Raw genomic sequence first — 22,329 nt, forward strand, 5'->3', positions numbered from 1 at the left:
GGCGGCGTCCCTCCGTGGTGCACTTCGCATGGATGGTCTGATGCCCAGTGACCCCGGTAGCAAGGACGCGCAGCTGGTTCCCGCCGTCGGCGATGCCGGCTGGGCCGGCTTTGCCAGTGGCGGGCGGACGGCTGCGAAACGCCGCGGGCCAGGCTGGCGCTTCGCCGGCCCCCTGCCGCCGGCCGTGGTCGCCAGCCTGGTCGCCGCGCTCGATATGGCGGCAACGGCGCTGGGCGGGCTGGTCCTGCATACGGTGCCGCTGCGGCGCGGACCGCCCTCGCCTGAGCTGATCGGCTTCGTTGCCCTGCTGGTGCCCTGCGTCGGCGCCGCCATCGGCGCCTATGGCCCTGCCCGGCTGCTCGGCGGCCGCCGGGCCGGAATGGCGGCGCTGACCGCGCTGGTAGTGGGCGTCGGCGGGATGATCCTGGCGGCCGCCGCGCTCGGCGCCGGCAGCAATTTCCGCCCGGTGATGGCAGCGCTGTGGGTCGGCTTGGCGGCACCGCCGCTGCTGGCCGGACGGGCCGCCGCCGGCTGGGGGCTGCGCGCGGTCGCCGGCCGCGCCCAGCAACGCGCCGTGCTGGTGGGCAGCGGACCGCAGGCTGCCCGCTTCGCCGCGGCGGTCCGGCAGCAGCCGGATGCCGCCTTACGGTTGATCGGCCTTGCCGATGATCGCGCACCCCACATGGCCGCGCCGGCCAGTGACTGGGGCGGCCTGCCCCATCTCGGCGGGCTGGATACCCTCTGCAGCCTGATCCGCCGCGGCGTGGTGGACCAGGTGATCCTCGCCTTGCCCTGGACCGACGAGGACCGGGTTGCCGCAGTCATGCGGGTGCTCGGCGACTATCCGGTCGATGTCCGGCTGGCGCCCGACCTGCTGGCGTATCGTTGCGGCGGCGAGGCGGAGCGGCTACGCCTGCTGCGGCTGGCCGACCGGCCGATCAGCGGCTGGGCGGCGGTGGTGAAGGCGGTCGAGGACTATACGCTGGCGATCGGCGCCATCGCCGTCGCGGCGCTGCCGATGGCGCTGATCGCGCTGGCCATCCGGCTCGACAGCCCGGGGCCGGTGCTGTTCCGCCAGCGCCGCACCGGCTTCAACAACCGCGACTTCTACGTGCTGAAATTCCGCACAATGTATGTCGAGGCGACCGATCACGAAGCGGTCCGCCAGGTGGTGAGTGGCGATCCCCGGGTGACCCGGATCGGCGCCATCCTGCGGCGCACCTCGCTGGATGAGTTGCCGCAGGTGTTCAACGTGCTGAAGGGCGAGATGTCCTTCATCGGTCCGCGGCCGCACGCCCCGGGCACTCGCGCCGGCGGCCGGCCGTTCGAGCAGGTGGTCGCCCGCTACGCCGCCCGGCACAAGGTGAAGCCGGGGCTGACCGGCCTCGCCCAGGTTCGCGGCTGGCGCGGCCCGACCGAGACCGAGGAGAAACTAATTCGTCGAGTCGAAAGCGATCTGGAGTATATCGAGACCTGGTCGCCCTGGCTCGATTTCACGATCCTCGTGCGGACCCTGCTGGCGGTGGCGCGGATGCGCAACGCCTGCTGACCCGGATGCCCGCAGGAGAGACTTGTGCCCGACACCCACGCCGAGGCCCGCCCTGGACCGCTGCCCGCGGGGCTGGGGGCCTCGCCCCGAATCGCCGTCCTGATCCCCTGCTACAACGAGGCGGTGGCGATTCCGCGCGTCATCGCCGCCTTCCGGGCGGCGCTGCCGGGCACGGCGATCCATGTCTACGACAATAACTCGAAGGACGAGACGGTGGCGGTGGCACGCGCGGCCGGCGCTGTGGTGCGCAGCGAGCAGCTGCAGGGCAAGGGCCATGTGGTCCGCCGCATGTTCGCCGACATCGAGGCCGATGCCTATGTCCTGGTCGATGGCGATGACACCTATGACGCCGCCGCCGCGCCGGAGATGCTGCGCCGGCTGTTCGCCGAGCGCCTGGACATGGTGACCGGCGTTCGGGTCACGCCGGAGGAGGCGGCGGCGGCCGCCTACCGCCCCGGCCACCAGCTCGGCAATGCGGTGCTGACCGGCATGGTCCGGCGGGTATTCGGCGACCGGATCAGCGACATGCTCTCGGGCTACCGCGTCTTCTCCCGCCGCTTCGTGAAGAGCTTCCCGGCATTGGCCTCCGGCTTCGAGACGGAGACCGAGTTCACCGTCCATGCGCTGGAGCTGAAGATGCCGGTGGGCGAGGTGCGGAGCATCTACAAGGAACGCCCGGCCGGCTCGGCCAGCAAGCTGAACACCTACCGGGACGGCTTCCGCATCCTGCGGACCATCATCATCCTGGTGCAGCGGGAGCGGCCATTGATGTTCTTCTCCATCTCCGGCGCCGCGATGCTGGCGGTCGCGGTGCTGCTGGCGGTGCCGCTGCTGCGGACCTTCCTGGAAACCGGGCTGGTGCCGCGGCTGCCGACCGCGGTGCTCTCGACCGGGCTGGCGCTGCTGTCCTTCCTCGCCTTCGCCTGCGGGCTGATCCTCGATACCGTCACCCGCGGCCGGCAGGAGGCCAAGCGGATTGCCTACCTCGCCATCCCCGGCCCCGATTTCGACAGCCCCGCATGAGCCTGCCGCCCTACCCCCCGCCCACCCATGTCGCCGGCGCCGCCGGACCCGCCGCCGCGGCGTACGCCGCGGATGTGGTGATCCTCGCGCTGGACCGGGCGGAGGAGACGATCGAGGCCATCGCCTCGGCGCGGGCGCAGCGGGGGGTGAGCCGGCACGTCTGGATCGCCGACCAGGGCAGCCGGCCGGAGAACCTCGCCCTGCTGGCCCAGGCGGTGGAAGGCGCCGCCGATGCCACGCTGGTGCGGCTGGACCGCAATTGGGGCGTCGCCGGCGGGCGCAACCGGGCGACCGCGCTCGGCCGTGGCCGGGTGGTCTTCGCCCTCGACAACGACGCCGAATTCGCCACCACGACGACCCTGGCCGAGGCGGTGCGGGCGCTGGAGGCGGCGCCGGACCTCGCCGCCATCGGCTGCCGCATCCTGGTGCATGCGACAGGGGCCGACGACCTCTCCTCCTGGGGCTACCCCGCCCCCCTGCTGCCGCGCGCCGGCGAGAGCTTCGACGCCTGCACCTTCGTCGGCGCCGGCCATGCGATCCGCCGGCAGGATTTCGAGGCGGTGGGCGGTTACGACGACCGGCTGTTCTTCTGCTGGGAGGAGTTCGACTTCGCGCTCCGCGCCATCAACCGCGGGCGCCGCATCCGCTACCGCGGCGACATCACGGTGCGCCACAAGGTCTCCGGCGAGCACCGCTTCGCCTGGTCCGGCACCCGCTGGTTCCACTTCGTCCGCAACCGGATCTACATCGGGCTGAAGTACGGCGATGCGGCGCTGGCGCTGCTGCCGCGCTTTCTGGCCTATCAGGTGAAGGGCGCCCGCAACGGCGTGCTGGCGCAGGGGTTGCGGGCCGGGCCGGCGGCGCTGCGGTTGGCGCGGCGATACCGCGCCGAGCAGGGCGGCCTCGACATCCTCACCCCGGCGGCGCGCGACTACCTGCGGCGCAATGACGCGGCGCATCGCGGCAGCCTCGGCGCCCGGCTGCGGGCGGAGGTGCTGGCAGCGCTGCCCAAGGCTCAGGCTGCCCAGGAAGCACCGAGGGACAGCGGCAGCCCGACGTAATTCTCCGCCAGGGTCAGCGAGGCGGCCGGCGAACGGCAGACGTAATCCAGTTCGGCAAGCTGCAGCCTGTGCTCGAAACCGTCGTCGCCGTCGAAGCGGTGCAGCATCGACGTCATCCACCAGGAGAAGCGCTGCGCCTTCCACACCCGGGCCAGGGCGGTGGTCGAATAGGCATCCAGCAGCGCGCTGCCGCGGCCGTGGCAGAACGCCTCCAGCGCCCGCGCCAGGACGCGGATGTCGGCGACCGCGAGATTCATCCCCTTGGCGCCGGTCGGCGGCACGATATGCGCCGCGTCGCCGGCCAGGAACAGCCTGCCGTGGCGCATCGGCTCCACCACGAAGCTGCGCATGCCGGTGATGCCCTTCTGCAGGATCGGACCTTCCTGCACCTGCGCCACCCCGTCGCGCCGGGCCATCCGCGCATGCAGCTCCGCCCAGATCCGGTCATCCGACCAGGCAGCGATATCCTCATCCGGCCGGCATTGCAGGTAGTGCCGCGCCAGCGTCTCGCTGCGCATGGTGGCGAGGGCGAAGCCGCGCTCGTGCCGGGCGTAGATCAGCTCATGCGAGGCCGGCCGCGCGGCGGCGAGGATGCCGAGCCAGGCGAAGGGGTAGACCCGCTCATAGGCGCGCAGCACGCCGGCGGGGATGCTGTCGCGGCAGATGCCGTGGAAGCCGTCGCAGCCGGCGATGACATCGCAGCGCAGCACCCGCGCCTGGCCGTCATGCAGGAAGGAGATGCTGGGATGCTCGGTATCGGCATCGTGCACCGCGGTGTCCGCCACCTCGAACAGCAACGGCCCGCCATGGGAAAGCCGGGCGGCGATGAGGTCCTTCACCACCTCCTGCTGGCCGTAGATGGTCACCCGCCTGCCGGTCAGCCCCTGCAGATCGATGCGGTGGCCCTGGCCGTCGAAGCGCAGTTCGATCCCGGAGTGCGGCAGCCCCTCCCGGTGCAGCCGGTCGCCGACGCCGGTCTCGGTCAGCACGTCGACCGTGCCCTGTTCCAGCAACCCGGCGCGGACCCGTTCCTCGACATAGGCGCGGGAGCGGCTCTCCAGCACCACGCTCTCGATCCCGGCAAGGTGCAGCAGATGCGCCAGCAGCAGCCCCGCCGGGCCGGCACCCACGATTCCCACCTGCGTCCGCATCGCCCTGGTTCCCATCTCCCGCCTCACTCTGCCGCTTTGGTACCGGACAGCAAGGGTTTGCGCCGCTGCCGGCGGCAGGCCAGGATTGCCGCCGGAGGACCCTGCCATGGCCCGCATGATGTACGACCTCGCCGGTGCCGATCCGGCGCTGCGCTTCAGCCCTTTCTGCTGGCGCACTCGCCTCGCCCTGGCGCACAAGGGGCTGGAGGTGGAGACCATCCCCTGGCGCTTCACCGAGACCGAGACCATCGCCTTCTCCGGCCAGGGGCTGGTGCCGGTGCTGGTCGAGGACGGCACGGTGGTGTCGGATTCCTGGGCCATCGCCTGCTGGCTGGAGGAACGCTACCCGGACCGGCCCAGCCTGTTCGGCGCCGCCGCCGGCCAGGCGGTGACGCGCTTCGTCAACTCCTGGGCCGACAGCGTGCTGCACCCCTGGATCGCCCGCATGGTGGTGCGCGACATCCTCGACGTCATCAAGCCGGAGCACCGGCCCTATTTCCGCGAAAGCCGCGAGAAGCGCTTCGGCACCACGCTGGAAGCCTGGGTGGCGGAGCGGGAGGCGCTGCTACCGGAGTTCCGCAAGGCGCTGCAGCCGGTGCGGCTGACCCTGCGCGGCCAGCCCTGGCTGGCCGGCGCCACCCCTGGCTACGCCGACTACATCGTCTTCGGCGCCTTCCAATGGGCCCGCTGCGTCAGCCCTTTCCGGCTGCTGGAGGCGGATGACCCGGTGCATGGCTGGCGCGGCCGGATGCTCGATCTGTTCGACGGGCTTGCGGGCCGCGCCCCGGGGCACGAGGTTTGACGCAAAGCAGGAGAACGGCGATGGACGACCGGACGGAAGCGGGCGCGGCATGCGGCCCGGACGGCTGCGCGGTGCCGGCGGAGACCACGATGGCGCTGCCGCTGGCGCGGGCGCCGTCCCGCATCGACATCATCTCCGACGCCATCTGCCCCTGGTGCTGGGTCGGCAAGCGTAACCTGGAGGGCGCGCTGGCCCTGCTGGCGGTGGAGGGCGAGCGGTTCGAGATCCATTGGCGGCCGTTCCAGCTCAACCCCGACATGCCCCGCGAGGGGGTGGAGCGGGCGTCCTACCGCGCGGCGAAGTTCGGCAGCGCCGAGCGCTCGGCGGAGGCGGATGCCCGGGTCGCCGCCGCCGGCCAGGCCGCGGGGCTGGAGTTCCGCCATGCGCTGATGCTGCGCACGCCGAACACCATCGATGCCCACCGGCTGATCCGCCTTGCCGGAGAGCACGGCCCGGCGATGCAGGATGCGGTGGTGGAGGCGCTGTTCCAGGCCTATTTCCACAATGGCCGCGACATCGGCAGCCACGCCGTGCTGGCGGAGATCGCCGGCGGGGCCGGGCTGGATGCGGCCGAGGCCGCCAGCGTCCTCGCCACCGACGCCGGCGAGGCCGAGGTCCGGCAGGAGGATGCCGGCTTCCGCCGCGCGGGCCTCTCCGGCGTACCGACCTTCGCACTGGAAGGCCATGTGGTGTTCAGCGGCGCCATGCCACCCGAGCAGATGGCTGAGGCTTTCCGCCGCGGCCTGGCGATCCTGCGGGAGCGCGCCAAGGCGGCGTAGGCTACGCCTCTCCCCTCCCCGTCGTGCACGGGCTTGGCCCGTGCATCCGGATAACCAGCGAAAGCGGGCGTTGGGGGATGTCTGGATCAACTCCGGCCATGACGAGGAGGGGCCTAATACGTCGCCCGGCCGCCCGAGACGTCGAAGACGCCGCCCGTCGAGAAGCTGCAATCGGCGCTGGCCAGCCAGCAGACCAGGGCGGCGATCTCCTCCACCTGGGCGAAGCGGCCGGCCGGGATCTTCGACAGCATGTAGCTGATCTGCTGCTCGGTCATCTGCTTGAAGATGTCGGTCCTGGCCGCCGCCGGGGTCACGCAATTCACCCGCACATCGGTCGTCGCCAATTCCTTGCCCAGCGACTTGGTCAGGCCGATCACCCCCGCCTTGGCCGCGGAATAGGCCGCCGCATTGGGGTTGCCCTCCTTGCCGGCGATGGAGGCGATGTTGACGATCCGGCCGTAATTGCGCGCCCGCATCCCCGGCACCACGGCGCGGCAGCAGAGAAAGACGCCGGTCAGGTCGATGTCGATCACCTGCTTCCAGGCGGCGACCGGATAGGCTTCGACCGGCGCGTTCGGCCCGGTGATGCCGGCATTCGCCACCAATATGTCGACCGGCCCGAGCGCCGCCTCGGTGGCACCGAGGGCGGCGGCGATCGCCTCCTCATCGGTCACGTCCACCCTGGCGGCGAAGCCGCCGAGCCGGGCGGCGACGGCTTGCGCCTCGGCGAGGTCCACATCCCAGAGGGCGACCCGGGCACCGCTGGCGGTGGCGCGCTCGGCAATGGCGAGGCCGATGCCGCGGGCGCCACCGGTGACGACCGCGACGCGGCCCCTGAGATCGAGTGCGTTCATGGCATGCCTCCCGTGTTCCGGGAGGAGATTAGGCGGCGTCCGAAGCCGCGGCCAGCGGCACCGCGGAGATGATCACCACTGCGCTGGCATAGGGGTATTCATCGGTCATCGTCAGATCGATGCGCGCTTCATACCCCGCAGGCACCAGCCGGGCCAGCCGTGCCGCGGCGCCGCCGGTGAGTTGCAGGGTCGGCTGGCCGCTCTTCAGGTTTACCACGCCGAGGTCGCGGAAGAAGACGCCGGCCCGGAAGCCGGTGCCGAGCGCCTTTGACGCCGCCTCCTTCGCCGCGAAGCGCTTGGCGTAGGTGGCGGCGCGGATGCGTTCGGTCCGTCGCTCCGCCTTGGCGCGCTCCAGCGGGGTGAAGACGCGGCTGATGAACCGCTCGCCGTGGCGGGCGATGGTCTGCTCGATGCGGCGGATGTCGACCGTGTCGTTGCCGATGCCAAGGATCATCCGCGTGCGCGTTCCACCCGAAGATTGTCGGCCGGGGCGCGCAGCGCGGCCATGATGCGCTCCAGGTGGCGGAGGTCGGTGACCTCCACATCCAACGCCACCTCCAAAGACTCCGCGTCGCGGTTCTGCACTTTCAGCCCGGTCACGATGCCATCCTGCTGCGCCACGGATTCGGTCAGCGCCGCCAGCGCCGATTGGCGGGTGCGGGTCTCGACCAGGATCCGGCCTATGCGGCCGCCGCCCACCGTCTCGTCCCAGTCGACGTCCAGAAAGCGTTCCGGCGTCGCCGCGAAATTCTCCAATGTGTGGCAATTCGCGGCGTGGATGGTCACGCCCTTGCCAGTGGTGACGATGCCGATGATCCGCTCGCCCGGCAGCGGATGGCAGCAGCCGGCGAAATGATACGGCATGCCGCTGACCAGGCCGGTGATCGGAATGCCGCCGTGGCCGAGCGACCGCGACCGGTCGCCCGGCCGGTCCAGCCTGCCGAGCAGCGGGCCGGCGCCGATCCGGCCGCGCGGCCGGGCCAGCGGCAGCGCATCGCTGGCGCGTGGCGGGATGCGCAACTCCGGCACCGCCGCATGCACCACCTCGCGCGGCGCCAGGGAGCCGGAGCCGACCGCCAGGAACAGCTCGTCCAAACCCGGCTGCTTCAGAGCTTTCAGCGCGCCTTCCAGCAGCTTCTCGGTGAAGTCCAGCCCTTCCTGGCGGAACGCCTTGGCGATGGCGGCGCGGCCGGATTGCTGATGCTCCTCGCGCTGCCTTGCATGAACGAAGCGGCGGATGCGGGCGCGCGCCTTGCCGGTGACGACAAAGCGTTCCCAGCCCGGGTTCGGCTGGCCGCCGCGGGCGGTGATGATCTCGACCTGATCGCCATTCTCCAGCTGGTGGCGCAGCGGGACGATCTTGCCGTTGACCCTGGCGCCGACACAGGTGTCGCCGACCTGACTGTGGACCTCATAGGCGAAATCCACCGGCGTCGCGCCGCGCGGCAGCTCGATCAGGTCGCCCTTGGGCGAGAAGCAGAAGACCAGGTCGCGATGCAGCTCGAGCTTGGTGTGGTCGAGGAATTCCTGCGCGCCCTCGGCATTCTCCAGGATGTCGAGCAGCGCCCGCACCCACGGGTAGCGCCGCGCGCTGCCGCCGGCGGCGACCTCCGGCCCCTGCTTGTAGATCCAGTGCGCGGCGACGCCGTATTCGGCGACCTCATGCATCTCCCGCGTGCGGATCTGCACCTCGATCTTGGCGTTGCGCCGTTCCGGCACCGTCACCCCGGTGTGCAGGGATTGGTAGCCGTTGGTCTTCGGCGTGCTGATGTAGTCCTTGAACCGGCCGGGAACTACCCGATAGGCATCGTGCACCGCGCCGAGCGCGGCGTAGCAGGAGGCACGGTCCTCGACCAGGACGCGGAAGGCCATGACGTCCGAGAGCGCCTCGAAGGCCACGTTCTTCTTCTGCATCTTGCGCCAGATGGAATAGGGCGACTTCTCCCGCCCCGTCACGTCCAGCGCCTGGATGCCATGCGCCGCCAGCACCCGCTTCAGATCCTGCTCGATCTCGCGGATCAGATCCGCACCCTGGCCGCGCAGGAAGGTCAGCCGCGCCGCGATGGTCTGCCGCGCCTCCGGGTGCAGCTCCTGGAAGGAGAGGGTTTCCAGCTCGGTTTTCAGCGCATCCATGCCGATGCGCTCGGCCAGCGGGGTGAAGATCTCCAGCGTCTCGCGCGCCGTCTTCCGTCGCTTCTCCGGCTTCGGCACGAAATGCAGGGTGCGCATGTTGTGCAGCCGGTCGGCCAGCTTGACCAGCAGGACGCGGATGTCCTCGCTCATCGCCAGCACCAGCTTGCGGAGGTTCTCCGCCTGCTTGGTGCCTTCCGATTGCAGCTCGATCCGGGTCAGCTTGGTGACGCCGTCAACCAGCCGCGCCACCTCGGCGCCGAATTGCCGCTCGATCTCCTTGAGGCCGACGGCGGTGTCCTCGGCCACGTCATGCAGCAGCGCGGTGATGATGGTGGCGCTGTCCAGCCGGTAATCGGCCAGGATGCCGGCAACGGCGAGGGGGTGGGTGATATAGGGCTCGCCGTTCTCGCGCGTCTGCCCGATGGAGGCATGCGCCTCGGCGGCGAATATGCCGGCGCGCTCGATCAATGCGATATCGACGCGCGGATCGTAGGCCCTCACGCGCTGGGCAAGCGCGCCCGCCTCGGCAATGCCGGGAACAGGTGGCGGCGCCAGCCCGGCGGCAACTCCTTCCGGTGCGCGCGGCACCGGCGCCTGCAGCGGCCCGGTGTCGCGCGAGGTCAATCCGCCCTCCTCAGCGACGCGCGCCGCCGCCCAGCTCTGCGGCGATCGCCGCCTCGATATCGTCGGGCGACATGTCGTCGAGGCCGCCGGCCTCGGCCGGCAGCTCCTCATTCACATCCATAACGCCAAAGATGTTCTCGTCGGTGGCGATGAGGTCGAGTACCTCTTCCTCCGCCGGCTCCGGCTCGGGGGCGCGCTGCAGCGACTTGATCAGGTCGGCCTCGATCGCATCGAGCGGAATGGTCTCCTCGGCGATCTCGCGCAGGGCAACAACCGGGTTCTTGTCGTTGTCGCGGTCGATCGAAAGCTCCTCGCCGCGGCCGATGTTGCGGGCCCGCTGGGCGGCCAGCAGCACCAGCTCGAAGCGGTTGGGGATCTTGACAATGCAGTCTTCGACGGTGACGCGCGCCATGACGGCCTCGTGCGGTAAGGGCAACGCCGCGGCAACGGCGTACCGGCTTCTAGGAGAACCTTCCAGATAGCCAGGGTGGCCGGGAAATGCAAGCTCTATGCCGCACTGCGGCAAACGCCGCCCCTCCCGCCGTGGCCGGCAGGCATGGCGAGGGGGGGCGCCCCGACGGACGCCCTGCCGTGGTGGCCGGCGCGGCTACTTCGGCGCCAGCACCATGATCATCTGCCGGTTCTCCAGCCGCGGCATCTGTTCGACCTTGATGGTCTCGCCCAGCTCGGTCCGGATCCGCTCCAGCACCTTGATGCCGAGGTCCTGGTGCGCCATCTCGCGGCCGCGGAAGCGTAGCGTGACCTTCACCTTGTCGCCCTCGCCGATGAAGCCCTTCATCTGGCGCATCTTGACGTCATAGTCATGGTCGTCGATGTTCGGCCGGACCTTGACTTCCTTGATCTCGACGACCTTCTGCCGCTTGCGGGCCTCGTTGGCCTTCTTCTGCTGCTCGTATTTGTACTTGCCGTAGTCGGTAATCTTGCAAACCGGCGGCACGGCGTTCGGGCTGATCTCCAGCAGATCCATGCCTACCTCGAAGGCGCGCAGCATCGCCTCCCGGGCCGACATGACACCGATCATCTCGCCGTTCTCGTCAATCAGCCGCACCTGCGGGACGCGGATGTCCTCGTTGACCCGCGGGCCGTCGCGGGTCGGCGGCTGATTGGAAATGGGGCCTCGTGCTATGGTCGTCTCCTGTCGCTGTTCATCTTGACATGCCGCTGAAGGCAAGCCTCATTTATGGCGCGTGCCTCACGCCGGTGCAACCACCGGCGTGGCTGCCGCCAAATCGGGCGGGGTCGCCTCGCGCGCCAGGGTTGCGACCGCCTCGGCCAGCGGCAGGGTCGCCTGCTCCCGCCCTGGCAGCCGGCGCAGCACCAGACTGCGCTCCTCCGCCTCCCGCCGGCCGACCACCGCAAGCACCGGCACGCGCTGATCGATATGATCCACCACCTTGCGGTTGATCTTCTCGTTCCTGAGATCGAGTTCCACCCGCAGCCCGGCCGCCTGCAGCGCCGCCGCGGCCTCCCGAGCGAAATCATCGGCATCCGAGACAATGGTGGTCACCACCACCTGCACCGGCGCCAGCCATAGCGGGAAGCGCCCCGCATGCTGCTCAATCAGGATGCCGATGAAGCGCTCGAAGCTGCCGAGAATGGCCCGGTGCAGCATTACCGGACGCTTTCGGCTGCCGTTCTCGGCCACGTATTCCGCGTCCAGCCGCTCCGGCATCACGAAATCCACCTGCAAGGTGCCGCATTGCCAGTCGCGGCCGATGGCGTCGCGCAGGACGAATTCCAGCTTCGGGCCGTAGAAGGCGCCCTCCCCCGGGTTCACCACGTAATCGACGCCAGCGATCCGGCAGGCTTCGCGCAGCGCACCCTCGGCCTGATCCCAGACCGCATCGGTGCCGGCGCGGACCGCCGGGCGGTCGCTGAACTTCACCCGGAACTCGCTGAAGCCGAGGTCGCGGTAGATGCCGGACAGCAGGTCGACGAAGCGCACCGTCTCCTCGGCAATCTGCTCCTCGGTGCAGAAGATATGCGCGTCATCCTGGGTGAAGGCGCGTACCCGCATGATGCCGTGCAACGCGCCGGAGGGCTCGTAGCGGTGGCAGCTGCCGAACTCCGCCATTCGCAACGGCAGCTCGCGGTAGCTGCGCAGGCCCTGGTTGAAGATCTGCACATGGCAGGGGCAGTTCATCGGCTTCAGCGCGAGGATGCGGTCCTTCTCATCCTCGTCCTCGACCCGGGCGATGAACATGTTCTCGCGGAACTTCTCCCAATGGCCGGAGGCTTCCCACAGCTTGCGGTCCACCAGCTGCGGCGTCCGGACCTCCTGGTAGCCGGTCACGTCCAGCCGGCGGCGCATGTAGTCCTCCAGCGCCCGGTACAGCTTCCAGCCCTTGGGGTGCCAGAAGACGCTGCCGGCCGCCTCCTCCTGCATGTGGAAGAGATGCATCTCGCGGCCGATCTTGCGGTGGTCGCGCTTCTCGGCCTCCTCCAGCTGGTGCAGATAGGCGTCGAGCTCCTTCTGGTCGCGCCAGGCGGTGCCGTAGATGCGGCTCAGCATGGCGTTGCGGTGGTCGCCCCGCCAATAGGCCCCGGCCACCTTCATCAGCTTGAAGGCGGTGCCGACATCGCCGGTGCCGCGCATGTGCGGGCCGCGGCAGAGGTCCACCCACTCGCCCTGGCTGTAGAGGCTGATCTCCTCGGTCGCCGGCAGGTCCCGGATGAGCTGCGCCTTGTACTTCTCGCCCTTCGCCTCGAAGAAGCCGATAGCCTCCTCGCGCGGCAGCACGCTGCGCACGAAGGGGCTGTTGCGAGCGATGATCTCCCGCATCTTCGCCTCGATGGCAGCGAAATCCTCCGGGGTGAAGGGCTCGTTGCGGGCGAAGTCGTAGTAGAAGCCGTTCTCGATCGCCGGGCCGATGGTGACCTGGGTGCCGGGAAACAGCGCCTGCACCGCCTCGGCCAGCACATGGGCGGCGTCATGGCGGATCAGTTCCAGCGCCTCGGGGTCGCGACGGGTGATGAAGCGCAGGCTGGCATCGCGGTCGATGCTGGCCGAGAGGTCGCGGGTCACCCCATCGACCTGCATGGCCAGTGCCGCGCGGGCGAGGCCGGGGCCGATCGCCGCCGCGACGGTGGTGCCCGTCACCGGCCCGTCGAAGGCGCGGACGGAACCGTCGGGTAGGGTGATCGCAGGCATCGCTGGGCAAGCTCCGGATGAAGGCGGCGGACCATGGGAAGCCGGACGCCCGGCGTCAAGCCGCGCTTGCCCTCGGCCGCCGGCAGGATCATGGATGCTGGATGCAAATCCCGCCGGAGCCGCGCCGCGCCGCACTCTATCTGGACTTCGATAATGTGTTCTCCACCCTGGCCGGGCTGGACGAGGCGGTGGCATGGCATTTCGCCAGCGACCCCGGGCGCTGGCTGGCGGCGCTGGCCGCGGGCCTCGGGGGCGACCGGCCGCGCCGGCTGCTGGTCCGCCGCTGCTACCTGAACCCGGCCGGCTGGACCGAGCCGGAGCCGGGCGGGCCGCTGGCCAGCTGGCTCGGCCAGCCGCGGCTCTACTTCAGCCGGTTCCGCGCCGATTTCACCCGGGCCGGCTTCGAGGTGGTGGATTGCCCGCGGCTCGCCCGGCTGAAGAACGGCGCCGACATCCAGATGGCGCTCGACATCGCCGATGCGCTGCACCACCCGACGCGGTTCGAGGAATTCCTCATCCTGTCGGGCGACAGCGACTTCACCCCGCTGCTGCACCGGCTCAGGGCACATGACCGGCTGAGCCTGCTGGCGGCGCAGGGCGTCTCGGCCCAGGCGCTGCGGGCGGCGGCGGATGCGGTGATTCCGCTGGTCGATCTGGCCGAGACGGCGTTGCCGGAAGACCGCGCGGCGCCCGCCGAGCCGCCAAAGCTAGAGGCCGGTGCGGCCGCGCCGCCGCCCGACCCGGCCGAGCCGGCCGCCCAGCGCGCCGCCATCCTGGCCCTGCTGCGGCAGGAGGTGGCCGGGGCACCGGGCCCGCTGCACCTGCCGGCGCTCGGCAAGCGGATCCACCTGGCGCTCGGTGGCTGGGTCCGCGCCTCCCGCTTCGGCGGCGCCGGCACCCTCGCCAAGCTGCTGGAGGGGGCGGAGGATCTGGCGCTGGAGGCTGGGCCGGGCGGCGGCTGGCTGTATGACCCGCAGCGGCACGACCGTCCCTCGCTCAGCCAGCCCGGACTACTGCCGGACGATCCGCTGGAGGCGGTGCTGGCGGAGTTGCGGCTGGCGTTGCGGGACTTGCCGGAATTGCCCCGCCTTGGCGCCGCGGAGCTGGAATTCGCCCTGCACGGGCTGGCCGGGTTGCTGCCGCTGCCCGGTCCGCCGGAGCCGGCGCAGGCCGAGGCACTGGCGGCGGAGGCCGGCGCCACCGGGCTCGACCTGCCGGCGCGTGCGGTGGTGGCGCTGGTGGCCTGGCTGCAGCGCGCCCGGCTGGACTGGCGCCAGCCGCCCGAGCCCGAGGCGGCGGCCCGGCTCGGCCGGGCGTTCTATGCCGAGCTCACCCGCGCCGCCGCCGCCGCGGGGCTGCGCCTGCCGGAGACCGCGCTGGCGCTGCTGCGGGACTGGGTGGGGCTGGCGACGCGGCGCGAGGCGGCGGTGGAGGCATAACCGCCGCTGCCGCTTGGCGAGGCGGCGGCGGAGCGCTACCCAGGCCTTGTCCTGGGGAGAATGCCGCCACATGCCGACCGCCGCCGAACGCATCGTCGAATTCCTGGCCGCGCAAGGCATCGACCGCGCCTTCTGCGTCCCGGGCGAGAGCTACATCGCCCTGCTGGACGCGTTGCACGCCAACAACCGGATGGACCTCGTCACCTGCCGGTCCGAGGGCGGCGCCGGCTTCATGGCGGTGGCGGATGCCAAGCTCACCGGCCTGCCCGGCGTGGTGCTGGTCTCGCGCGGCCCCGGCGCCTGCAACGCCGGCATCGCGGTGCATACGGCCGAACAGGATGCGGTGCCGCTGATCCTGCTGGTCGGCCAGGTGGAGAAGCGCGACCTGCGCCGCAACGCCTTCCAGGAGATCGACTACGCCAACATGTTCCGCGGCGTGGCGAAATGGGTGGGCGAGGCGACCGACCCCGACCAGGCGCCGGAGCTGATCGCCCGCGCCTTCGCCATGGCGATGGGCGGCGTCCCCGGCCCGGTGGTGCTCTCGCTGCCCGAGGATGTGCTGGCAATGCAATGCGCCGCGCCGGCGCTGCCGGCGACCCTGCCCGCGCCCCTCGCCCCGGCACCGGCCGACACCGCCCGGCTGGCGGCGCTGCTGCGGACGGCGGAACGGCCGATCCTGCTGGCAGGGCATGGCTTCGAATCCGCAGCCGGCCGGGCCGCGCTGCAAGGCTTCGCCGAGGCCTGGCAGCTGCCGGTCGCCGTCTCCTTCCGCCGCCAGGACCTGTTTCCCAACAGCCATCCGCTCTATGCCGGCGATCTCGGGCTGCGCAATCCGGATGACCAACGCGCCGCCTTCGCCGAGGCCGATCTGGTGGTCGCATTGGGCACCAGGCTGACCGACATCACCACCCAGGGCTGGAGCTGGCCGGCCGCCGGGCAGCGGCTGGTGCATGTCTGCGCCGACCCGCGCTTCCTCGGCTGGCTGTTCCCGGCCGAGCTGGCCCTGGCAGCCGATGCCCAGGCGACCATCGCGGCGCTGGCGGCCCACGCCCCGGGGGCGCCGGCAGGACGGGCCGACTGGGCCCGGCGGCTGCATGCGCTGCATGTGGCGGATTGCCAGGTGGCGCCCGGCCGATTCGCCGATGGCGTCGCCTTCGCCGAGGTGGCGAAGCTGATCGAACGGGTGGCGCCGGCGGATGCCATCGTTACCCTGGATGCCGGCACCTTCGGTGCGCCCTTCTATCGCAAGACTGCCTGGACGCCGCCGCAGCGCCTGCTGGCCCCGGTTTCCGGCGCCATGGGTTTCGGCGTGCCGGCCGCCGTCGCCGCGGCGCTGCGCTGCCCGGGGCGGCCGGTGATCGGGCTGGTCGGCGATGGCGGTGCGCTGATGACCGGCGGCGAGCTCGCCGTGGCGGTGGCGCGTGGCGCGGCGCTGAAGCTGGTTCTCTCCGACAACGGCAGCTACGCCAGCATCCGCATCCATCAGGAGAAGGCGCATCCCGGCCGGGTTTCCGGCACCAGCCTCATCAACCCGGATTTCGCCCAATGGTGCGCCGCCTTCCGGGTGCCGGTGACACAGGTGGAGAGCAACGCCGATTTCCCGGCGCTGGAAGCGGCACTGCGCACGCCCGGCCCGGCGGCGATCGTGGTGCGCACCTCGCTGGAGGCGGTGCTGCCGCGGCGGCTGGCGGCGGAGTAGTCACCAACCGCGTTGCAGACCGGAAGAATGCCGGATAGCGTCCCGTAACGATGGCGCGTACCGCGCCCACTCGGAGGAGGGATAGCGTGGCGCGTTCCAACGGTTGCGGCACTCTGATTGCTGCGTTTCTCCTGCTGCTGGCGAGCCTCCCGGCCCTCGCCGAGACCCGCCTCGAACGGGGCCGCTATCTGGTGGAGACCATCGCGGCCTGCGGCAATTGCCACACGCCGCAGGGCCCGAACGGCCCCCTGCCCGGCAAGGCCCTGGCCGGCAACCAGGTGATCGAGGACAATCCCGCCTTCCGCGCGGTCGCCTCCAACATCACGCCGGACCGCCGCACCGGCATCGGCGCCTGGACCGATGCGCAGATCGCCCGCGCCATCCGCGAGGGCATCCGCCCCGATGGCTCGGTGATCGGCCCACCGATGCCGATAGCCTGGTACCGCGACCTGGCGGATGAGGATGTGGCGGCGATGGTCGCCTATTTGCGGAGCATCCCCGCGGTCGCCAATGTCTCGGAGAAATCGACCTACCGGATGCCGCTGCCGCCGAACTACGGCCCGCCAGTCGGCCGGGTGGTGGCGCCGCCGCGCAGCGATATGGTGCGCTACGGCGCCTATCTGGCCGGGCCGGTCGGCCATTGCATGGAATGCCACACCCCCTTCGGCGCCCCGGGGCAGCGCGACCTGGAGCGGCTGGGGGTCGGCGGTCAGCCCTTCGAGGGCCCCTGGGGCGTCTCGGTCGCCGCCAACATCACCCCCGGTCGGGCCACCGGCCTCGGCGGTTGGAGCGATGCGGAGATCGAGCGGGCGATCCGCCGCGGCGTTTCGCAGGACGGGAGGCAGTTGTTCCCGCCGATGCCCTTCGGCCATTACGCCCGCATCTCCACCCCGGATATGGCGGCGCTGATCGCCTACCTTCGCAGCCTGCCGCCAGTGGAGCGGTAAAGCAGGCGCAGGCTGGCCTTATGCGGCCAACATGAAGGTCCTGGTCCGGAACCATGCGCTGCGCGCCGGGCTTGCCAGCCCATCCGGCGGGTCCTAATCCGGGGGCCGGAGGATTAACCCCATGGACCAGCCCCTCATCGCCAGTGATCCGCATGCCGAGATTCGCGAGGAGGTCGCCAAGCTCTGCGCCCGCTTCCCTGGCGAATACTGGCGCAAGGTAGACCGCGAGCGGGCCTATCCGACCGATTTCGTCAAGGCGCTGACCGAGGGCGGCTGGCTCGGCGCGCTGATCCCGGAGGAGTACGGCGGCGCCGGGCTGCCGCTGTCCGCCGCGGCGGCGATCCTCGAGGAGATCCACCGCTCCGGCGGCAATGCCGGCGCCTGCCACGCCCAGATGTACATCATGGGGACGATCCTGAAGCACGGCAGCCCGGAGCAGAAGAAGCGCTACCTGCCCGGCATCGCCTCCGGCGCGCTGCGCCTGCAGGCTTTCGGCGTGACCGAGCCGACCAGTGGCACCGACACCACCGCGCTGCGCACCGTGGCGAAGCGCGATGGCGACAATTACATCGTCAACGGCCAGAAGATCTGGACCAGCCGGGCGGAGCATTCCGACCTGATGCTGCTGCTGGCCCGCACCACCCCGCGCGACCAGGTGCAGAAGAAGACTGAGGGCCTCTCCACCTTCATCGTCGACATGAAGGCGGCGCTCGGCAACGGCCTGACCATCCGGCCGATCCGCACCATGATGAACCACAACACCACCGAGGTCTTCTTCGACAACATGGTGGTCCCGGCGGAAAACCTGGTCGGCCAGGAAGGCCGCGGCTTCCGCTACATCCTGGATGGCATGAATGCCGAGCGGCTGCTGATCTCCTCGGAGAGCATCGGCGACGCCAAGTGGTTCATCAGGAAGGCCGTCGACTACAGCAAGGAACGCGTGCTGTTCGGCCGGCCGATCGGCCAGAACCAGGGCGTCCAGTTCCCGATCGCCAAGGCCTATGCGCAGATGCGCGCCGCCGAGGCGCTGCTGAAGCTGGGCCTCGAGAAGTTCGAGGCCGGGCTGCCCTGCGGCGAGGAAGCCAATATGGGCAAGATGCTCTGCGCCGAGGCCGCCTGGGCGGCCGGCGAGGCCTGCATCCAGACCCATGGCGGCTTCGGCTTCGCCGAGGAATACGACGTCGAGCGCAAGTACCGCGAGGCGCGGCTTTATCAGGTGGCGCCGATCAGCACCAACCTGGTGCTGAGCTATGTCGGCGAGCACGTGCTCGGCATGCCGCGGAGCTACTGAGGTGCCGCAGGCCGGCGCCCATACGGGTGGCTGTCATTGCGGACGGGTCCGCTTCGCGGTGACGGCCGACCTCGCGCAGGTGATCGCCTGCAACTGCTCGATCTGCACGAAGCGGGGCCTCCTGCTGGCCTTTGTTCCACCGGCACGGTTCACGCTCGAGGCCGGGGAGGATGCGCTGACCGACTACCAGTTCGGGCGGAAGACGATCCACCATTTGTTTTGCGCCGGCTGCGGCGTGGAATCCTTTGCGCGCGGCAGGAAGCCGGACGGGGCGGAGATGATCGCGGTCAATGTCCGGTGCCTGGATGGCGTCGATCCGGACAGTCTTGAGAGGATGCCCTTTGATGGCCGCCAGCTTTAGCCAACCGCTGAAGGGCCTGCTCGTCGTCTCGATGGAGCAGGCGGTGGCCGCGCCCTATTGCGCCAGCCGCCTCGCCGATGCCGGCGCCCGGGTCATCAAGATCGAGCGGGCCGAGGGCGATTTCGCCCGGGCCTATGATTCCGTGGCGAAGGGCCAGTCCAGCTATTTCATCTGGCTGAACCGCGGCAAGGAAAGCCTCTGCCTCGACATCAAGGACCCGGCCGACAAGGCGCTGCTGGAGCGACTGGTGGCGAAGGCGGATGTCTTCATCCAGAACCTCGCCCCGGGCGCCATGGCCCGCGCCGGCTTCGGATCAGCCACGCTGCGGGAGAAGCACCCGCGCCTCATCACCGTCGACATCTCCGGTTATGGCGACGAGGGCGACTACGCCACGATGAAGGCCTATGACCTGCTGGTGCAGGCCGAGACCGGCCTGGCCTACGTGACCGGCCGGGCCGAGGGGCCGGGCCGGGTCGGGGTTTCCGCCTGCGACATCGCCTGCGGCATGCACAGCTACGCCGCGGTGCTGGAGGCGCTGATCGAGCGCGGCATCACCGGCCGCGGCAAGGGCATCGCCGTCTCGCTGTTCGACGGCATGGCCGATTGGATGACGGTGCCGCTGCTGCAATACGAGGGCACGGGGAAGAATCCGCCGCGCATCGGCCTCGCCCATCCCTCCATCTGCCCCTACGGCGCCTTCGAGACGAAGGATGGCCAGCTGGTCCTCATCGCCATCCAGAACGAGCGGGAATGGGCCAGCTTCTGCGCGCATTTCCTCGACGAGCCGGCGCTGCCACAGACCGAAGGCTACCGGGTGAACAATGAGCGGGTGGCCAACCGCCCGATGGTCGATGCGCATATCGGCCGGATGTTTGCCTCCCTGACCCGCGAGGAATGCGCCGCCAAGCTGCGCCGTGCCAATACCGCCTACGGCTTCGTCAACGATTGCGAGGGGCTGCGCAACCACCCGGCGCTGCGGCGGGTGGAGGTGGCGACGCCGGAAGGCCCGGTGGCCATCGGCGCCCCGCCGGCCCGGCTTTCGGATGGTCCGCGGAGCCTTGGGCCGGTGCCGTCGCTCGGCCAGCATTCCGCGGCGATCCGGGCGGAATTCGGCGGGTAGCACAGGCCGAGCCGAAGCTTCGCTGCTTCGGCTCCTCCCTCAGGCACCGGTCGTCAGCGCCAGGCCTCGGCCACTTCCACCGCCGGCGCCCGACGCGGCGGCGCAACGCGCGTCGGCGCCGGGTCGAGCAGGCCACGTCTGGCGCCCGCCGCCGCACGCGGCCCGAGCGACAGTGCCACTGCCTGAAACCCATTCGCCGCCCCGCGGCTCGCGCCCCAGGCCTGCGCCATTGCCTCCCGCCGGCGCAGCTCGGCCAGCCGCGCAGCCATCGCCGGCCAGGCCGCCAGTACCTTCAGCCGATAGGCTTCCGCCCGCTCTGGCGTGGTGGAGTGGTAATGCGCCGCCGATATCTCCCAATCCCGCCGGGTGCTGTAGAGGCTGCGCAGAAAGGTCGCCGCGTAGCGGGCGTTCGCAGCGGGGGCGAAGGCCTCCTCCAGGCTGGCGAAGGCCGTTGGATGATGGTGCAGATTCACCTGCAGGCAGCCGACATCGATCACCCGCACTCCGCGCGCCCGCAGCGCCTCGACCGCCGCCACCGCCTCCGCCTTGGTGTCGAAGAATCGGCCGCGCCCCTCGGCGTTGATGGTCCAGGGCCAGGGTGTGGGCGCGCCGGTCACCGGGTCCGGCCGCACTGATTCGACTCGGGCGATGGCCGGCAGCAGCCCGGCAGGCAGTCGGTATTCCCGCTCGGCCATCGCGATCGCCCGGCGGCATTGCAGCCCGGGATCCTCCGGCAGCGGCTGCGCCCGGGCCGGCACGGCAATGACTCCGAGAAAGAGGGCGAGATGCCGGACATGGCGCATGGGGGGTTCCTCAGGGTCTGGCCCAGGAAAGCGCCCCAAGCCGCTGTCTTCAAAGAGCCTTTCTGAAAGCGCCGGAACACCGAGATACATGCTGAATCATTCGAATGCTGCGATGCAAAATTCCTCTTGCCATCGGGTCGCAGGACCCCTAGATTGTGCATCGCAGCAACACGGCGTTGCCGGGTTGTCTGCCTTTCTTGGACGTTTCCTCCCTAAACTCGGCGGTGCCGCAAGGCACCGCCCTTTTTTTGTCCGCAGTCCGAGGGTTTACGGGCCCGCAGGTTTTCGCACGGCGGGACCGGCAGCGGGATCACCCTGCCGTCAGGCGGCTCACCTTGGCGTTTGGCAGGGGCATTCGGCTGGCGCTCAGCGCAGGATCGACCAGTCGCTTGCCGCCATGCGGCCGATCAGCCGGGCCAGGTCATCGACCAGCGCCTGCATCCGCGGCAGCCGCTCGATTCGCTGCTCATTCATGTAGAGCGGCCGGGCAATCTCCACCTGCAGCGCATGCACCCCTTCCCGCGGCCGTCCGTAATGCCGGGTGACGTAGCCGCCGGCATAGGGATCGTTGCGGCGGACCCGGTAGCCGAGTTGCAGCAGCGATTCCTCAACCATCCGGGTGGCCCTGGGGGCGCAGGCCGTGCCATGCGCATCACCGAGGACGAAGTCCGGCGGGCTGGCCGCCTGCGCCGGATGGGTCGGCATGGAATGGCAGTCGATCAGCAGGCAGTAGCCGAACTCGGCCCGGGTTTCGGCGATCAGCGCCGCCAGTGCCGCGTGGTAGGGCTGCCAGAAGCGGCGGATGCGGTCTTCGGCCTCGGCGAAGGTCAGCTTGTGGCGGTAGACCGCCTCCCCCGTTGCCACCACGCGGGCAATCGTCCCGAGTCCGGCGCCGACCCGCGGACTGGCGGTGTTCACCCAGGCCGGCAGCGGCCCGTCGAACATGCCGGGGTCGAGTTCCCAGGGTTCCCGGTTCACGTCGCAGAACACCCGCGGGAAGGTGGCCGCCAGCAGCGGCGCGCCATGCCCGGGCGCGGCGGCGAACAGCTCGTCGACGAAGCCATCCTCGCTCTTCCGGAGGGCCACCGGGTCGAGCCGGGCCGCGGCGACGAAGGCCTCCGGGTAGAGCCGGCCGGAATGCGGCGAGGCGAAGACCAGCGGCACGGTCTGCCGCGCTGGCCGGGTCAGCAGATAGGGCGGCGGTTCCGCGGCAGCGGGCGGCAGCGATGCGGTGAAGTCGAGAGGGAGGTCCATCGGCCCTGGGATCAAGCCACAGGCGGCGGCGCCTGTCATCTGTCGCTGCGCGGCACCCGACCCGAACGAAGCAGAGCAAGGAGACTTGCCGACCCTCCGGCGGCGGGCTAGATACCGCCTCCTTCGCCGCACGGCGGGCGCGTAGCTCAGCGGGAGAGCACTGCCTTGACACGGCAGGGGTCACAGGTTCAATCCCTGTCGCGCCCACCATTCTCCTTAATGCACTGAAAGTGAAGCGATTTCTGGCATAGAGCCGGCAGCGCTGCG

General features: G+C 70.4%; 20 protein-coding genes and 1 tRNA gene. 12 read left to right on the top strand and 9 right to left on the bottom strand.

Annotated features, from left to right (window positions below):
- Positions 1-40 precede the first annotated feature (40 nt).
- Genes H7965_RS10870 through H7965_RS10880 form a run of 3 tightly spaced genes read left to right on the top strand, consistent with a single transcriptional unit; the run spans position 41 to position 3,633 of the window.
- A complete protein-coding gene (locus H7965_RS10870; RefSeq protein ID WP_186770602.1) occupies positions 41-1,549 on the top strand; it encodes an exopolysaccharide biosynthesis polyprenyl glycosylphosphotransferase in 1,509 nt (502 codons plus the stop codon).
- A gap of 24 nt (positions 1,550-1,573) precedes the next feature.
- Positions 1,574-2,572 (top strand): glycosyltransferase family 2 protein, encoded by a 999-nt coding sequence (locus tag H7965_RS10875; protein ID WP_229682577.1) that lies wholly within the window; start codon positions 1,574-1,576, stop codon positions 2,570-2,572.
- A complete protein-coding gene (locus H7965_RS10880) occupies positions 2,569-3,633 on the top strand; it encodes a glycosyltransferase family 2 protein (RefSeq protein WP_186770603.1) in 1,065 nt (354 codons plus the stop codon). Before H7965_RS10875 ends, H7965_RS10880 begins: the two co-directional genes overlap by 4 nt.
- Here H7965_RS10880 and pobA read toward each other — a convergent pair.
- A complete protein-coding gene (gene pobA, locus H7965_RS10885; RefSeq protein ID WP_186770604.1) occupies positions 3,588-4,784 on the bottom strand; it encodes a 4-hydroxybenzoate 3-monooxygenase in 1,197 nt (398 codons plus the stop codon). The genes H7965_RS10880 and pobA overlap by 46 nt on opposite strands.
- Before the next feature lie 106 nt (positions 4,785-4,890).
- Between pobA and H7965_RS10890 the strand changes: the two genes are divergently transcribed.
- A complete protein-coding gene (locus tag H7965_RS10890; protein ID WP_186770605.1) occupies positions 4,891-5,586 on the top strand; it encodes a glutathione S-transferase family protein in 696 nt (231 codons plus the stop codon).
- A 20-nt stretch (positions 5,587-5,606) separates the two neighbouring features.
- Positions 5,607-6,365: a DsbA family oxidoreductase gene (locus H7965_RS10895; protein ID WP_222440564.1), complete on the top strand. Its 759-nt coding sequence runs from the start codon at positions 5,607-5,609 to the stop codon at positions 6,363-6,365.
- Positions 6,366-6,478: 113 nt separating this feature from the next.
- On the opposite strand, the gene H7965_RS10900 is transcribed toward H7965_RS10895, so the two are convergent.
- The 6 genes from H7965_RS10900 to thrS all read right to left on the bottom strand — a co-directional run bounded on the left by H7965_RS10900 (position 6,479) and on the right by thrS (position 13,148).
- Entirely contained in the window at positions 6,479-7,219 is a 741-nt protein-coding gene (locus H7965_RS10900) for an SDR family oxidoreductase (RefSeq protein WP_186770606.1), read from the bottom strand.
- Positions 7,220-7,247: 28 nt separating this feature from the next.
- Entirely contained in the window at positions 7,248-7,673 is a 426-nt protein-coding gene (gene acpS, locus H7965_RS10905) for a holo-ACP synthase (protein ID WP_186770607.1), read from the bottom strand.
- On the bottom strand, positions 7,670-9,976 hold the full coding sequence (locus H7965_RS10910; protein ID WP_390624561.1) for a RelA/SpoT family protein: 2,307 nt from the start codon (positions 9,974-9,976) through the stop codon (positions 7,670-7,672). Before H7965_RS10910 ends, acpS begins: the two co-directional genes overlap by 4 nt.
- Before the next feature lie 10 nt (positions 9,977-9,986).
- Entirely contained in the window at positions 9,987-10,388 is a 402-nt protein-coding gene (gene rpoZ / locus H7965_RS10915) for a DNA-directed RNA polymerase subunit omega (RefSeq protein WP_186770609.1), read from the bottom strand.
- A gap of 195 nt (positions 10,389-10,583) precedes the next feature.
- Complete coding sequence (gene infC, locus H7965_RS10920; protein ID WP_229682582.1) at positions 10,584-11,108, bottom strand: translation initiation factor IF-3; 525 nt, start codon at positions 11,106-11,108, stop codon at positions 10,584-10,586.
- Positions 11,109-11,189: 81 nt separating this feature from the next.
- Positions 11,190-13,148, bottom strand: coding sequence for a threonine--tRNA ligase (gene thrS / locus H7965_RS10925; protein WP_186770611.1), 1,959 nt, complete (start codon positions 13,146-13,148; stop codon positions 11,190-11,192).
- 101 nt (positions 13,149-13,249) lie between these two features.
- On the opposite strand from thrS, the gene H7965_RS10930 reads away from it, so the two are divergent.
- From H7965_RS10930 to H7965_RS10955, 6 genes are all read left to right on the top strand, one after another.
- A complete protein-coding gene (locus tag H7965_RS10930) occupies positions 13,250-14,587 on the top strand; it encodes an NYN domain-containing protein (RefSeq protein ID WP_186770612.1) in 1,338 nt (445 codons plus the stop codon).
- A 70-nt stretch (positions 14,588-14,657) separates the two neighbouring features.
- Complete coding sequence (locus tag H7965_RS10935; RefSeq protein WP_186770613.1) at positions 14,658-16,286, top strand: thiamine pyrophosphate-binding protein; 1,629 nt, start codon at positions 14,658-14,660, stop codon at positions 16,284-16,286.
- A gap of 86 nt (positions 16,287-16,372) precedes the next feature.
- The gene (locus H7965_RS10940) at positions 16,373-17,233 is read left to right on the top strand and encodes a c-type cytochrome (RefSeq protein WP_222440565.1); all 861 of its coding nucleotides are present in this window, start codon (positions 16,373-16,375) and stop codon (positions 17,231-17,233) included.
- A gap of 121 nt (positions 17,234-17,354) precedes the next feature.
- Complete coding sequence (locus H7965_RS10945; RefSeq protein WP_186770615.1) at positions 17,355-18,524, top strand: acyl-CoA dehydrogenase family protein; 1,170 nt, start codon at positions 17,355-17,357, stop codon at positions 18,522-18,524.
- Position 18,525: 1 nt separating this feature from the next.
- The gene (locus H7965_RS10950) at positions 18,526-18,885 is read left to right on the top strand and encodes a GFA family protein (protein WP_229682578.1); all 360 of its coding nucleotides are present in this window, start codon (positions 18,526-18,528) and stop codon (positions 18,883-18,885) included.
- Positions 18,869-20,005, top strand: coding sequence for a CaiB/BaiF CoA transferase family protein (locus H7965_RS10955; RefSeq protein ID WP_186770617.1), 1,137 nt, complete (start codon positions 18,869-18,871; stop codon positions 20,003-20,005). Before H7965_RS10950 ends, H7965_RS10955 begins: the two co-directional genes overlap by 17 nt.
- Positions 20,006-20,058: 53 nt before the next feature.
- Here H7965_RS10955 and H7965_RS10960 read toward each other — a convergent pair whose 3' ends face one another.
- Together H7965_RS10960 and H7965_RS10965 are read right to left on the bottom strand one after the other, a co-directional pair.
- Positions 20,059-20,808, bottom strand: a complete 750-nt coding sequence (locus tag H7965_RS10960; protein WP_186770618.1) for a transglycosylase SLT domain-containing protein — start codon at positions 20,806-20,808, stop codon at positions 20,059-20,061.
- A gap of 366 nt (positions 20,809-21,174) precedes the next feature.
- Positions 21,175-22,062, bottom strand: a complete 888-nt coding sequence (locus H7965_RS10965) for an N-formylglutamate amidohydrolase (RefSeq protein WP_186770619.1) — start codon at positions 22,060-22,062, stop codon at positions 21,175-21,177.
- A 135-nt stretch (positions 22,063-22,197) separates the two neighbouring features.
- On the opposite strand from H7965_RS10965, the gene H7965_RS10970 reads away from it, so the two are divergent.
- Positions 22,198-22,272, top strand: a tRNA-Val gene (locus H7965_RS10970).
- Positions 22,273-22,329: the final 57 nt, after the last annotated feature.

It is taken from the genome of Siccirubricoccus deserti (assembly GCF_014283215.1).
Taxonomy (GTDB): Bacteria; Pseudomonadota; Alphaproteobacteria; order Acetobacterales; family Acetobacteraceae; genus Siccirubricoccus; species Siccirubricoccus deserti.